Origin of the sequence: Streptomyces sp. NBC_00576 (genome assembly GCF_036345175.1) — a bacterium.
Classification (GTDB): domain Bacteria; phylum Actinomycetota; class Actinomycetes; order Streptomycetales; family Streptomycetaceae; genus Streptomyces.
Genome location: NZ_CP107780.1, coordinates 3,870,786 through 3,882,605, shown reverse-complemented (window position 1 = coordinate 3,882,605; position 11,820 = coordinate 3,870,786). Strand labels below are relative to the sequence as shown.

Annotated in this window: 15 protein-coding genes; 6 read left to right on the top strand and 9 right to left on the bottom strand. The window is 68.4% G+C overall.

From position 1 onward, the window contains the following. Positions 1–73: 73 nt before the first annotated feature. Together OG734_RS16400 and OG734_RS16395 are read right to left on the bottom strand one after the other, a co-directional pair. The gene (locus tag OG734_RS16400; protein WP_330288242.1) at positions 74–631 is read right to left on the bottom strand and encodes a hypothetical protein; all 558 of its coding nucleotides are present in this window, start codon (positions 629–631) and stop codon (positions 74–76) included. Positions 632–714: 83 nt separating this feature from the next. Continuing rightward, the gene (locus OG734_RS16395) at positions 715–1,272 is read right to left on the bottom strand and encodes a hypothetical protein (protein WP_330288241.1); all 558 of its coding nucleotides are present in this window, start codon (positions 1,270–1,272) and stop codon (positions 715–717) included. 416 nt (positions 1,273–1,688) lie between these two features. Here OG734_RS16395 and cutA point away from each other — a divergent pair, with 416 nt between their 5' ends. Further along, entirely contained in the window at positions 1,689–2,021 is a 333-nt protein-coding gene (gene cutA / locus OG734_RS16390; protein WP_330288240.1) for a divalent-cation tolerance protein CutA, read from the top strand. 7 nt (positions 2,022–2,028) lie between these two features. On the opposite strand, the gene OG734_RS16385 is transcribed toward cutA, so the two are convergent. Next, positions 2,029–3,306, bottom strand: coding sequence for an XRE family transcriptional regulator (locus OG734_RS16385; protein ID WP_330288239.1), 1,278 nt, complete (start codon positions 3,304–3,306; stop codon positions 2,029–2,031). Positions 3,307–3,548: 242 nt separating this feature from the next. Between OG734_RS16385 and OG734_RS16380 the strand changes: the two genes are divergently transcribed. From OG734_RS16380 to OG734_RS16370, 3 genes are read left to right on the top strand one after another with little or no spacing between them, the layout of a single operon-like run. Further along, positions 3,549–3,755 (top strand): hypothetical protein, encoded by a 207-nt coding sequence (locus OG734_RS16380; protein WP_330288238.1) that lies wholly within the window; start codon positions 3,549–3,551, stop codon positions 3,753–3,755. Continuing rightward, a complete protein-coding gene (locus tag OG734_RS16375; protein ID WP_330288237.1) occupies positions 3,752–3,943 on the top strand; it encodes a hypothetical protein in 192 nt (63 codons plus the stop codon). Before OG734_RS16380 ends, OG734_RS16375 begins: the two co-directional genes overlap by 4 nt. Then, complete coding sequence (locus tag OG734_RS16370) at positions 3,940–4,155, top strand: hypothetical protein (RefSeq protein ID WP_330288236.1); 216 nt, start codon at positions 3,940–3,942, stop codon at positions 4,153–4,155. The genes OG734_RS16375 and OG734_RS16370 overlap by 4 nt, the downstream gene beginning before the upstream one ends. Positions 4,156–4,231: 76 nt before the next feature. Here OG734_RS16370 and OG734_RS16365 read toward each other — a convergent pair whose 3' ends face one another. After that, the gene (locus tag OG734_RS16365) at positions 4,232–5,602 is read right to left on the bottom strand and encodes an FG-GAP and VCBS repeat-containing protein (protein WP_330288235.1); all 1,371 of its coding nucleotides are present in this window, start codon (positions 5,600–5,602) and stop codon (positions 4,232–4,234) included. Between the two features lie 387 nt (positions 5,603–5,989). Then, the gene (locus OG734_RS16360; protein ID WP_330288234.1) at positions 5,990–7,294 is read right to left on the bottom strand and encodes a M48 family metalloprotease; all 1,305 of its coding nucleotides are present in this window, start codon (positions 7,292–7,294) and stop codon (positions 5,990–5,992) included. A 122-nt stretch (positions 7,295–7,416) separates the two neighbouring features. On the opposite strand from OG734_RS16360, the gene OG734_RS16355 reads away from it, so the two are divergent. After that, positions 7,417–8,076: a maleylpyruvate isomerase N-terminal domain-containing protein gene (locus tag OG734_RS16355; protein ID WP_330288233.1), complete on the top strand. Its 660-nt coding sequence runs from the start codon at positions 7,417–7,419 to the stop codon at positions 8,074–8,076. 96 nt (positions 8,077–8,172) lie between these two features. Here OG734_RS16355 and OG734_RS16350 read toward each other — a convergent pair whose 3' ends face one another. Further along, positions 8,173–8,973 carry a hypothetical protein gene (locus OG734_RS16350; RefSeq protein WP_330288232.1) on the bottom strand — a complete coding sequence of 267 codons (801 nt, stop codon included), beginning with the start codon at positions 8,971–8,973 and terminating at the stop codon, positions 8,173–8,175. A gap of 124 nt (positions 8,974–9,097) precedes the next feature. Between OG734_RS16350 and OG734_RS16345 the strand changes: the two genes are divergently transcribed. Then, a complete protein-coding gene (locus OG734_RS16345) occupies positions 9,098–10,078 on the top strand; it encodes a hypothetical protein (RefSeq protein ID WP_330288231.1) in 981 nt (326 codons plus the stop codon). Here OG734_RS16345 and OG734_RS16340 read toward each other — a convergent pair. The 3 genes from OG734_RS16340 to OG734_RS16330 form a co-directional block, all read right to left on the bottom strand. Then, entirely contained in the window at positions 10,016–10,708 is a 693-nt protein-coding gene (locus tag OG734_RS16340) for a hypothetical protein (protein WP_330288230.1), read from the bottom strand. The genes OG734_RS16345 and OG734_RS16340 overlap by 63 nt on opposite strands. An 81-nt stretch (positions 10,709–10,789) precedes the next feature. Beyond that, positions 10,790–11,107 carry a hypothetical protein gene (locus tag OG734_RS16335; RefSeq protein ID WP_330288229.1) on the bottom strand — a complete coding sequence of 106 codons (318 nt, stop codon included), beginning with the start codon at positions 11,105–11,107 and terminating at the stop codon, positions 10,790–10,792. Beyond that, positions 11,097–11,621, bottom strand: coding sequence for a hypothetical protein (locus OG734_RS16330; protein ID WP_330288228.1), 525 nt, complete (start codon positions 11,619–11,621; stop codon positions 11,097–11,099). The genes OG734_RS16335 and OG734_RS16330 overlap by 11 nt, the downstream gene beginning before the upstream one ends. Between the last annotated feature and the right edge of the window lie 199 nt (positions 11,622–11,820).

The following is an 11,820-nucleotide window of genomic DNA, read 5'->3' as shown; positions in this document are numbered from 1 at the left end:
TCCCGGGTCAAAAGTGTGCCCCCGCCTGCGTCCGGCGGGGGCACACTTTTGACCACAACAGACACCCGGTACTTCAGTACGGAGCCATCTCTAGGTCGCCGATCACGCTCAGACCAACCTGAGCCGCGAGCCAAGGCGCGCGTTCGGCCTCGTACTGCTTGACATGGACCCAAACCGTGTGATCGGTAGAGGGCTCTTCCAGTTCGAGGTCACGGAGGTTCACGCACAGCGTCACGAACGCGCCCCTGGCGCCACCGACACCCAGGCCCACTTCGGGGGCCTCAGGCCAGCCCATAAAGTCCCACCGCACGGTGGCCGGGCTGTCGCCCGCGACATCGAGGAACGGCCCCACCGTCTCAGGCGGCTGGCCCAAGGCCCTCAGTCGGACGGGGAAGTGCTCTGATGGGTTGTCCCCCGTCGCCGACGAGCCACCTGTGTCCCCTTTGGCGTGCCAGTTGGCATGTGCAAGCGTTTCCAGCATCGGTGCGAGGACTTCCGCAGAGGAGACAAGGGCCTCGAAGTCGATTTCGAGATCCCGGAGATCGGCGATCCCGAGCAGCCGCTCGACAATGTGCAAGGCCTCCGAGAGATCGGGCGTCCGTAGGATGGGCTGTGCGTAAGAATTAGACATGGGGGCCATTCTGCCACTGGCATGTCCTTGGCTGGTGGGCTACCCGACCTCTGCGTGCGTGCGTGCGTGTGTACGGCAGGCGCTCAGTACGGAGCCATCTCCAGGTCGCCAATCACCGTCAGGCCGACCTGCGTCGCGAGCCACGGTGCGCGCTTGGCCTCGACCTGCTTGACGTGGACGAAAACCGTGTGGTCGGTCGCAGGCTTCTCCAGGTCGAGGTCGCGGGCATTTACGCACAGCGTCACGAACGATCCCCTGGACCCACCGTACCCGAGGCCCACTTCAGGGGCCTCGGGCCAGCCCTCGAAGTCCCACCGCACTGCGGCTGGGCTGTCACCCAGTGATTTGATGAATGGCTCCACGATGTCGGGCGACATGGCCCAGCCTCTCATTCGGATGGGGAGGTGCGCCGTGGGGTCGTCTCCGTACTCTTTGGAGCCGTCGCTGTCCCCTTTGGCCCACCAGTCGGCGTTCGGCAAGAGTTCCATCAGCGTAGACAGAGATGGTGTCGAGGAGACCTGTACGTCGACATCGATTTCGAGCTCAGAGGTGTCGGCGATTCCGAGCAACTGCTCGACAATTCGCAATCCCTCCGAAAGGTTGGCTGTTCTAAGGATGGGTTGCGCGTATGAGTTGGACATGGCGGTATTCTGCTACTCGCATGTCAATCGGCCGGTGGGCACCCCGACTGCTGGGGTCGAACTCGCAGTGGCGGTCCGGTGGATCATCCGCCGTCCATGATCAGTTCGGCCTCGATTAGGCAGCCGTCGATCAGGTCCGGCCGGTACTGGATCTTCCGACGATGCCGGCTCGACCTGACGAGACGGTCTGGTCGCGTTCGCGGGCCATGCGAGCGCGGGGGCGGGGGTTTCGTCTTGCATTCCGCGGCCCGCGCCCCGAAATTCGGGGCTCGATGCGTCAGGAGTTGATGCGTTGCCCTGAAGCCGCGAACGTGCTGATCACACTCTGATCAGCCCTGCCGGCGTTGCGATGGTCGATCAGTACGCGGGAGAACTTTCCCCGGCTCATAAACCGGTTGCGAGATACGCTCGTCCACATGCCTGACTTCGTGCAAGTGTCGACGGCGACCGAGACGCGTGAGCAGGCGGTGGAGCTGGCTCGGTCGGTGGTGACCGGTCGGTTGGCGGCTGGGGCGCAGGTCGTCGGGCCAGTTGGCTCCGTCTTCTGGCATGAGGGCGAGTTCGGGACCGGTGAGGAATGGCAACTCCTCCTGAAGACCCGGGCCGACAGGTACGCCGAACTTGAGGCCCACCTCCTGGAACGCCACCCGTGGAAGAACCCGGAGATCTTGGCCGTGCCGATTGTGGCCGGGTCGGACGCCTACCTGCGATGGGTAAACGCGACCCTCCGGCATATGCCCGCAGAGTGATCGACTGTCAGGCTTGAGCCTTGTCCAGTGCCTCGGCAACTTCCGGAAGCGCCCGATGTCCACCAAGTCGTCGCAGAACTGGGGCAAGTCGCTCCCGCGGCCGGACAGAGGCCACCCCAGCGGAGAGATCGAGGGCGCGGCTCGTCACGGCGGCCGCCTGTTCGATCTCCCCGGCAGCCAGGTAGGAGTCGGCGAGCCAGGACATATACAGGCTCTTGTCCCGTGCGTGCGCGTCGTCGTACTCCGCCAAGGCCGTCTCCAGAGCCGGGACCGCGCGGAGCGGGCGCCGGAGTTCCGTCCAGCACCGGCCCGTCATGATGCTCAGTTCGTTCCGGTCGACCCACGCCACCCAGTCAGGCTGCGGCGCGTCGTCGATCTCCGCGAGCGCCGACTCTGCGGCAGCGAGGGCGCGTTCAGTCTCACCTGCGAGTCCCGCGACCGCGTACGCCCAGGCAAGCCGTTCCTGTAGCAGCGCGCGTACCCCTGGCGCCGCGTCAGGCCCCGCAGTGGCACACGAGCGGGCGGCTGTCTCTATGCCGGCTTGCCTATCGCCGCTGACTGCCTGGTAGGCGAGGAAGGCGAGCGCGTTGCCAGCGAGTGCGGTGTCTTCGGCCTCTATGGCAGTCGTGCGGCTTGCTTCGTACAGCCCGGTCGCATCGGAGTGTCTGCCGCTGTCGAACGCGGCCCAACCGGCTTGCTGGGCCTGTTCGGATAGCACGGAAAGCAGCGACTTGTACGTACCTTCGCTGTAGGTCGCGTCGCGGATCAGAGCCTTGGTGGCCTGGTACTCGCCCAGGTAGACGCGGTACGTGTCCCCGCCTCCGAGCACGTCGTCCAGGCGGCGTAGTCGCGTGGTGCGCTCCCGCAGCCGCTCGGGGAAGTCGCTTCCGACGCGGCGGCCCACCTTGGGGCGAGAAAGTTCGGGCAAACCCACGGCGAGCCCAGCCCCGGCCGATGACTTGAAGAACTCCCTACGCCGCACTTCGTTTCCGCCTCCTTCGGTGGTGATCGGATGTAGATGTCTGGGGAGCGCGCGGTGCGGTGCCGACGGTTCCTCCCACTCACGTCGGGCGAGACCGAGCATGGCTCCGGGGATGCGCAGCGCGTCGGCGATCCGGGCGACCTTTTCGAAGGTGGTCACACTGCCGTGCCCACGTGCCAGCAACCCGACGCGCTCCGGCTTGATGTCGCACTCGGCAGCGATCTTCGAGTAACTGATCCCCGCCTCACTCCGAGCGAGGCGGAACACCGTGCCGAAGTCGTGCGCCCTGATCGCGGTTCTCATGTCCGCACGGTCCAGGAGCCCGTGCGGGAGCGCGGTAGATGGTACGTAACCGGTCATGAGGCGTCCCGTCGTGCCCGCTGATGACAGTGTGCTGCACTCGGCTGGACCTCAGCCTACCCATGATGGGGATACCCACAGGTGGGAAGTCAGCAGCCTTACCAAGGCGGACAGTTGACGCGAAATACCCCGGCAACCGCGCGAACGGCCCCGGGGCGTGGCCAACACTGACCAGGAGCGTCGACATGTCGAAAACTACAGCCCCCGAGCGAGAACGTGACCCCGGGGCCAGGATGACGATCCACGTCTACACCGTGCGCAGCGGGACCGGTGAGATCGTCGAGGACCGAGGCACCGTCAGGGTCCTGGGGAGCGACGAGCCGATCCCCCTGAGGATCGCGTTCCCGCCCTGCGCCTGCCCGCTTCACCGGAAGCAGGAGCCCGCGCTGTGACCACCCGTGCCGCCCAGGACACCCCACCCCCCTCGGCGGAATGCACAGTCGCGCAGCGGCCGGAGTACGCGGAGCTGCACCGCACCTGTCGCCAGACCGAGGACGTCCCCTTGCCCCATGGAGGCGGGCTGCTGCTGATGCGCCGCTGTGGCTGCACCTGCCACGCCCGGGCCGCGGACGTGTCATGACGCCGCCGGGGCTGCACATGTGCCGTCACTGCGACCGTCTGATCCTCGACCCCGACGATGCGGTCGTGGTGGCGTACGTGCACGCCAACTCCGGGCCAGGCTGGGTGGTGTGGGCGCACAGTGCGCACGCGCACCTCGTACAGCCTGACCCGTACCCGCTCGCGCTGCTGGCCCGTATCCGCGCGCTCTGCGCGGAGAACTCCGCCACCTGAATCGGCGCCCCAGGGCCCGGTGACCGACAGACAGCACACGTCAGTCACCGGGCCCCTCATCGGACCGGACCGCCCCCTACTGCGGGAAGTCGGCCCGAACCGAGATTTCACTCGCAGCCCTCGTCGTTATGCCGCCAGCCCCCGCCCGAAGCAGCACGTTCCCGGTGCCGTACTGCCCCGAGATCAGTAGGTCCGCGTCGCCGTCCCGGTCGATGTCCCGCAGGCGGACGCCGAGGCCGAACATCTGCTGCTGCGCTGCGTTCCCCGGCACTCCCGCCGAAGCCCGCGTGAACCACTGGGAACCCGCGCCGGGCAGCCCGTTCCTGCCGCCGCGCAGGACATGGACGCCACCGGCGTCCGAGACCGAGCCGACCTTCTCCCCGATGGAGCTGACCGCGAGGTCCGGATAGCCGTCGCGGTTGGTGTCGCCGGCGGAGAGGGCGTAGCCGAAGGCGTCGCCCTTCGTGGCGTCCGTGTGGACACCCGAATTCGCCTGTGTCAGCCGGGAGTACCTGCTCACCGGGCCGGTGCTGCTCCCGCGCAGGATGACGACCGAACCTGCGCCCCTGTTGTACGGGACGTCGCTGACCACGAGGTCGCCGTAGCCGTTCTTGTCGAAGTCGGCGATGACACCCGTCGGGCTGTAGTCGGGCTGCGAGTTGTTGTACGTCGTGAGCCTGCCCGACGTGATCGTGGCTCCGCCGCGCAGGAACCAGGCGGCCTGCGTCATCCGGTCGTCCTTGTAACCCTGGCCGAGGACGTACAGGTCCGTGGCCTTGTCCTTGGTGACCCTTCCGGCGACGAGCCCGGTGGGTTCGCCCAGGTCCCAGTTCTCGTGCCGGGTGACCCTGCCCGTCGTACCGGTCGGGGAGAAGCCGCCACGGTAGATGTAGACCGTCCCGATCCCGTCCGCGATGGCCAGGTCCGGCTTGCCGTCGCCGTTGAAGTCGCCGGTCACGACTTCGTTGCCGAACCCGTAGTCGGCGCGGGTCGTGACGGGGACGCGGGACGCCTTGGCTCCCAGACCGGCCCTGGCACCCCACAGGATGGTGACCGCACCCGCCCCGGCCTTGCCGATCACCTTCTCCGACCGGTCGCCGATGGCCAGGTCGGCGTACCCGTCCCGGTTGAGGTCGGCGTTCGCGAGCGAGCTGCCGAACGAGTCGCTGTACCCTCCGGCGTCCCCGGCGACGCCCGGTATGCCGGCGCTGTTCTGCGTGAACCTCTTGCTTCTGGTGCCGGGACCCGTCGCGGTCCCGTAGGTCACGGTGACCGAGTCGCTGTCCCCGACCGCGTAGTCGCGGTAGCCGTCGCCGTTGTAGTCGTCGGCGTACCTGGCCGGGGTGGCCGCGTTCACGGGGCCTGCTGAGAGGGTGAGCAGTCCGCCGGTCAGCGCGACGGATGTTGCCGTCGCGAGGACCAGGCGAGCGGTGGCGCGTATGGACATGTGTCTCCTGCGGTACGCGGGGCCTTGCGGCTGCCCGCGGTGGTCTGGTCGCCCCCGTCCGGACAGGCCGTACGGCCGGGCCGCGCCGCGCGCGAACGGCATCCAGGAGTACCTGAGCCGAATTGAGCTGCTGTGGGACTGCGGCGCGCGCCGGACGGGGAGCGCACATAAGACCTGCGCGGTGTTCAGAGGGTTGTACGCCGTTGGGAGGGAGCTACGGCCAGTTTGTTCGGCAGTCCGGATCGGAGTGACTCCCGACAGCGGCAGCGCGCCACATCGTTCACCCTCCGCCTCCGCCTACGCCTACGCCTCCGCCTACGCCTACGCCTACGCCTACGCCTACGCCTCCGCCTCCGCCTCCGCCTCCGCCTCCGCCTCCAAGGCTCGCTACGCCCCGTCGACCCCGTCCCTCACAACCTCCCGCGCCACAACCTTCCGTGCACCCGCCAACTCGGCGGCGATACGCGCGCTCCGCTCGTCGTCCGCCGCAACCAACGCCGGAACCGCCGCCCCGTCGAGCAGCCGCCGGCGCCTCAAGTGGGTAGGCGGGTGGGTCGCGTCGACGCTGTGACCGCGCAACGCGCCCACGCGGCGCTGGCGTTCGTACTCGAACTCCGGGATGGAGTCGATATGCGCCGTCAACTCCTCCCACAGGCCGTCGCCTTCGGTGCCCCGGGTCTGTCCGCCGCGGCGCACGCGTCGGCTGTTCACCTCGCGGCGCAGGGTGATGACGATGGAGTCGGTGACGAGGAGACGGTCCATCAGGCCGACCGCCGCGCTCGTCGAACCGACCCGCGCCGCAACCGAGTCGGCGAGGTACTCGGCGCGCTGCTTGGCGCGCAGGGTGAGGGTGTCGAGCAGCATCAGTACGCCCAGGACGAGCAGCCGTGGCACGACGTACGCCAGGTTGGTGATCATCTGGAGGGCGTTCGTCGGGTTCGCGATGGGGGAGACGTAGTGGAGCCAGAGGCCGAGTGAGCGGTACGCCGTCCCCAGCACCAGGCCGCGCTGCGCGTCGCCGTTGCTGTAATGGCCCAACTCGTGGCCCAGCAGGGCGATTCGGTGCTCGGGGGTGAGGGACTCCCACAGGGGGAGGCCCAGGGTGAGCAGGCGGCCACGGAGGCCGTATGTCCGGACGCTCGCGTTCGTCTCGGCGTTGACCGCCACGGCATCCACACCCCTCGTGCTCGACGCCTCGGCGATCTCGTCGATCAGCGCGAACAGTTCGGGCGCGTCGGGGCGGCGCAGGACGACACCGTCGTCCTCATCCTTCGGGAGCCGGTTCAGCCTGGGACGCAGGGCCCAGCCCAGCAGCAACAGGAACACCCCGGGCAGCATGAAGAATCCGCCCCAGCCCCTCACCAAGCACCAGGCTCCGGTCACGAAGAGGACGGCCGTCACTCCGTGGATCAACAGCGCGACCGCGTACGCCAGCACGCCGTACACGTCACGACGAGCCCGCTGCTCCTCAGCCGTGTCCGTACTCATCGTGGCCAGCAGCTTCTCGCCGTGCCGCTGCGCCAGCGTGCGGCGCAGTGACTCAAGCCTGCCCTTCTTCTCCTCCGGGCCGCCCGGATCCACGTTCCAGTCGCAGGCCGGACACCACTTGGTGAAACGGCTGTCCGCCTGGATCTCCGTACCGCACTGAGGGCACCGACTGGACTCCAGCACGCCTTCTGTGATGGTGCGCATCGCTGCGTACCTCCCCCCGACCTCTCCCCAGAGGTCGCTCTGCTCATGACATGTTGGGGTCGATCATGTCAGGGACTCGAATGCGCTTGTCCGCCGTTTCCGTCCCGCAATACCGTGCTGAGGTGGATCTCTTCTCGCGCTCCTGGACGGCATTGCTCACCGCCGTCGCCGAAATCCCCGACGAGGACTTCGCGCGCCCCTCCGGCTGCACCGGCTGGCTGGTACGGGACCTGGTCTGTCACCTGGTCATCGATGCCCAGGACGTCCTGATCACCCTCGTCACGCCCACCGAGGCCGAGCCGACCGTCGACGCCGCCACCTACTGGGACGTCCGCACCGAACCCCCGACCGGCGACGACCCGCTCGACGCCCTGATCCCCCGCTTGGCCGCCGCCTACGGCGAGCCCGCGCTGCTCAAGTTCCACCTCGACGACGTCGGTTCCGCCGCAGGCCGCGCCGCCCAGCTCGCCGATCCCGCCGTCCGTGTCGGCACCCGCGACGAGGTGCTGACCGTCGGGGACTACCTCTCCGCGTACGTCCTCGAATGGACCCTGCACCACCTCGACCTGATCGCGTATCTGCCGCAACCTGTGCAGACGCCACCCGCCGAGACTCTCGCGGCGGCACGCGCATCGCTGGAGGCGATCGCGGGTGCGGGGTTTCCTGCCGCCTTCTCCGACGAGGACGCGCTGCTGATCGGCACCGGCCGCCGTACGCCGACGGACGCGGAGACAGTCGCCCTCGATGACCTCGCCGCGAGGCTCCCGCTCATCCTCGGTTGAGCGGACCGTCACCCGGGCCGGGGTGATTCCAAAAGGGGTACGGGGTGAGGCAGGGCACCGCCTCACCCCTACACCGACCGGGTCAGAGGCCCCGCCTCAACACCCGCCCACGCGCCCCGGACTCACCACCACATCGTCCATCCGCACGTCGTACGACGCCGGCGACGGGTTCCCCTGATACAGCTGCCAGCCCAGCTTCAGCTTGTCGAACGTCGGGAAGGCGAAGTCGGAGTCCTGGGCGCCGCCGTGATGGGTGGCGTCGACCGTCAGGTCGGACTGCTCGACCCCGTCGAAGTACACCGTGACCCGGCTGTCCGCGGCGTCGAGATGGAATTCCACGCAGTTCCACTTGTCCGCGACCGCCGGTGCCGACGTCTTCCACGACGTCCAGTCGCCCGTCGGGCCCAGATCGGAGCCGGCGCCCCAGAAGTTGCCCTTGTCCGTGGGGGCGTACTGGCCGCCCAGCGGGCGTACGAGGGTGGGGGAGTCGGCGCCGGAGGCCTCCGCGATCGTCCAGTGGGCCCAGTCGGGGGCCGTGGGGAAGGCGTCCACGCGCAGGCGCAGGCGGGCCCAGTAGCTGTTGCCGGGCGGGGCGAGGTCGGGGAAGACGACGAACGCGCGGCCGTTGCCCTCCGTACGGATGCGGAGTTCGCGGCCCTTGCCGTTCGCGCTCCGGGCGACGGTCAGGGTGCCGTTGGAGGTGTCCGTCGTCCAGCCGTGGCCGGCGGTGACCGGGCCGAGGGGGAGGTGGTCGAAGTTCTCCCGCGCGAGGGGTCGTTGGCCAAATGCCGTGTCTGTCGCGGGAGTTGCCGAGGCAGTGGGGGGTATCGCGAGCAGCGTGGCTGTCGTGGCTGCGACGGCCGACAGTGCTGCGATCGATTTCCTCAGATTGTTCATGTGCCCAGTCTGTAACGGGAGTTGACCAAGTTCCTAGTCATACTGATGGGTATTCAGGTACGTATGGGGCGCGAGTTGTCCGAGCGGCGTTGGTCGAAGGCGTTGGTCGAAGGGGGAGGGCTTCGTGCGGCGGCTGCTTGTGGTCGGGTTCGTGCCGTGCGGGCTCTTCGTCGGATGCCTCTGGGCCCTTGTGCGCGCGGGGAGTTTCGGCGGGCGTCGCAGCGACTGGGGTGCCGTCGTCCCCGCGACCTCCGGTGCCGTCGCCGCCACCCTCCTCGCCCTCACCGCGTGCGCCGGTCTCCTCGCCCTTCTCCTCCAGCCCTTCCAGGTACGGGCCGTACGCGTCCTGGAGGGCTACTGGGACCGGTGGCCGCTGACCGCTCGGCTGGCCGGCGTACTCGTCGAGGTGCAGCGGCGGCGCTGGGAGGCGTTGCGGGAGCGGGCGCAGGGCGGCAGGACATCGAGCGGGGCATCGAGAGGAGCGGCGGGCCGTCGCGTACGCGCTGACGCAGGTCGACGGCTCGGCGCCCGCCCACCCGTCGACGTACTTCTCCCCACCGCTCTCGGCAACGCCCTGCGCGCCGGCGAGATGACTGCAGGGGAGCGCTACGGCCTCTCCACCCTCGCCTCCTGGCCCCGCATATACATGCAGGTCTCCGACCGTATGTCCGACGTCCTGCGCTCCACCCGCGACGCCCTGGACGTGGCGACCAACCTCTGCTGGAGCTTCCTCGCTCTGACGGTCGTCTCGGCGACAGCCCTGTACGACGAACCCGCGTACCGCTGGCTCAGCGCCGCCGCCCTGCTGCTGGCGGCGGTCGCGTACAAGGGTGCGGTCATCGCGGCGCAGTCGTACGCGGGGCTGATGCGGGTCGTGTTCGACGTTCACCGGTTCGACCTGGTGGACGCGCTGCACCTGCCGCTGCCGGGCACGCCCGAGGAAGAGGACGCACTCTTCGCGGGCGTCTCCGACCTGCTCACCGGTCGAGGGCGGCCCGATCTCCCGTACGACCACCATCGCGCCGACCGCCGCCCGCGCGGGCTACACCCGGACGATGCCCACCGCGCCGCAGACCCCCAGCACATGGATCGTGAATCCCCTTGAGAGGTCGGCCGGTTCCACCGGGTCGACGCCCGTCTCCCCTATGTGCGTGAGCACCGCCCCGGACGCGTGCACCCGCACCGCCCGGTCTTTCGGGACCGTCACCTGTACATGTCCCGCGATCGCCGTGAGGTGCACGGTCGTCTCGCCGTCGGCCGGCGCCTGGGTCAGGTCGGCACGCAGGTCGCCCAGTACGGCCCGGACGGTGACCGTCCCGCGCGACCCCTTCGGCATGGTGACCCGGCCGGTCGTCAGGAACCGGGTCCAACTGGTCGTCCGGGCATCGTGCGAAGCCGCCAGCGCGAGCCCGGCGCCGGCCACGACGAGTACGCCGGGCAGCGCGATGTCCTTCACCTCTCGGGTGCCGGCGCCGTCGGACATCGCCAGTCCGACCAGCGCCACGGTGCCGAGGACGAGCGGTCCGATGTACGAACCCGTGGGCATCGCCGACCTGAGCAGGTTCAGCAGAGCCACGGCCAGGAGGATCCACGGCCACCAACGGGCGACGAACATCAGTGCCTCGCCGGTCCGCCGAGCGGAGTCCCCGGCGAGAAAGCAGCCGACGCCGAGCACGACGATCCCCGTCCACACCCGAAACCGAGACGCCCGGTTCCCGACGCCGCCGTTCACCATCGCCCGTCCACTTCCACTTCGGCCGCAATGGGGAGGCGGCGCGTGGCGCAATCGTAGTGGCCGGTTGTGGAGGGGCTGTGATCAGGGGGAGGACTGCTTGGCCCCGGAGAGCTTGGTGCGTATGTGGTCCATGAGATCGAGGTCCTGTTGCCAGAGTGCGATGGGCGGCAGATCGCGGTAGTCACAGGTGGGTGTGTGACGGCCGGCCTTTCCGTGCAAATCGCGGAAAACCGTGTTCCGTGGCGCACTGCGTGGCCGGATGGACTCCTCCCATTTCTTGAATTCGGCCTCGGTATAGACGACGTACTCGCCCTCGGGGAAAAGTGGGGTGTCGCAGTAGAGGCAGCAGGGTCTGCCGTCCTCGGGCGGGAATCCGGGGAGTTCGATGTCAGTCAGCATCTGGCGGCTCCTTGTGAAGGATTCGGCGGACTGTGCGCAGAATTCGGCTGGGCGGATCGGCGACTCTCAGATGGAGATAGCTGATCCAGACACCGTCCACGATGGTCGCGACGAGGACGACCGCAGCGGCTGCCCAGCGCCACTCCGACTGCATACTGCACTTGGGCGGTACGAGCGCCGCGGCGACCCCAAGTCCCAGCAGGAGGGTTCCCCCGTTGAAGCAGTGGACCGCCGCGGTGTTGTACTTCCGCCACTTCTTCTGATCTTCCTGCTGCCTTTTGAACAGCGACATCTGTTCGGCATCGACGAATTCGATCGACTTCCAACTGACCAGGTCGTCGTACGAGTACAAGTAGAGGCGCCCCTGATAGCCCAGCTGAATGCTCGCGACCAGCGCCAGCGCCGAGATGACGAGCAGCAGGAGAATGGGGCCGGGCCAGCGGAATTCGTCGTCCGCTCCACCGACCACACCCGCGAGAGACAAAGCGGCGGCCGTGAGCAGTGGTGATGCCACGAAGAGCGCGGAACTGCTGGCCGGCCCGTAGCCCAAGGGTCTGGGCGCGTGCCAGGGCAGCCGTCTTCTCTGCGTGGATTCCCCGCCAGGTTCCAAGCCAGCCCCCTCCGAAAGCGCCGAAGACCACGCGTTCGGAGTGTGACCTACAAATGCGCCCCCTGGTAGCAGCGCAATCACGCCAAAAACGCCTGAGGGCCCT

Coding starts and splice junctions, on each gene's coding strand:
- cutA (WP_330288240.1), top strand. CDS start 1,689: ATGCCTGACTTCGTGCAAGTGTCGACGGCGACCGAGACGCGTGAGCAG.
- OG734_RS16360 (WP_330288234.1), bottom strand. CDS start 7,294: ATGCGCACCATCACAGAAGGCGTGCTGGAGTCCAGTCGGTGCCCTCAG.
- OG734_RS16400 (WP_330288242.1), bottom strand. CDS start 631: ATGTCTAATTCTTACGCACAGCCCATCCTACGGACGCCCGATCTCTCG.
- OG734_RS16370 (WP_330288236.1), top strand. CDS start 3,940: ATGACGCCGCCGGGGCTGCACATGTGCCGTCACTGCGACCGTCTGATC.
- OG734_RS16380 (WP_330288238.1), top strand. CDS start 3,549: ATGTCGAAAACTACAGCCCCCGAGCGAGAACGTGACCCCGGGGCCAGG.
- OG734_RS16385 (WP_330288239.1), bottom strand. CDS start 3,306: ATGAGAACCGCGATCAGGGCGCACGACTTCGGCACGGTGTTCCGCCTC.
- OG734_RS16395 (WP_330288241.1), bottom strand. CDS start 1,272: ATGTCCAACTCATACGCGCAACCCATCCTTAGAACAGCCAACCTTTCG.
- OG734_RS16340 (WP_330288230.1), bottom strand. CDS start 10,708: ATGGTGAACGGCGGCGTCGGGAACCGGGCGTCTCGGTTTCGGGTGTGG.
- OG734_RS16350 (WP_330288232.1), bottom strand. CDS start 8,973: ATGAACAATCTGAGGAAATCGATCGCAGCACTGTCGGCCGTCGCAGCC.
- OG734_RS16365 (WP_330288235.1), bottom strand. CDS start 5,602: ATGTCCATACGCGCCACCGCTCGCCTGGTCCTCGCGACGGCAACATCC.
- OG734_RS16335 (WP_330288229.1), bottom strand. CDS start 11,107: ATGCTGACTGACATCGAACTCCCCGGATTCCCGCCCGAGGACGGCAGA.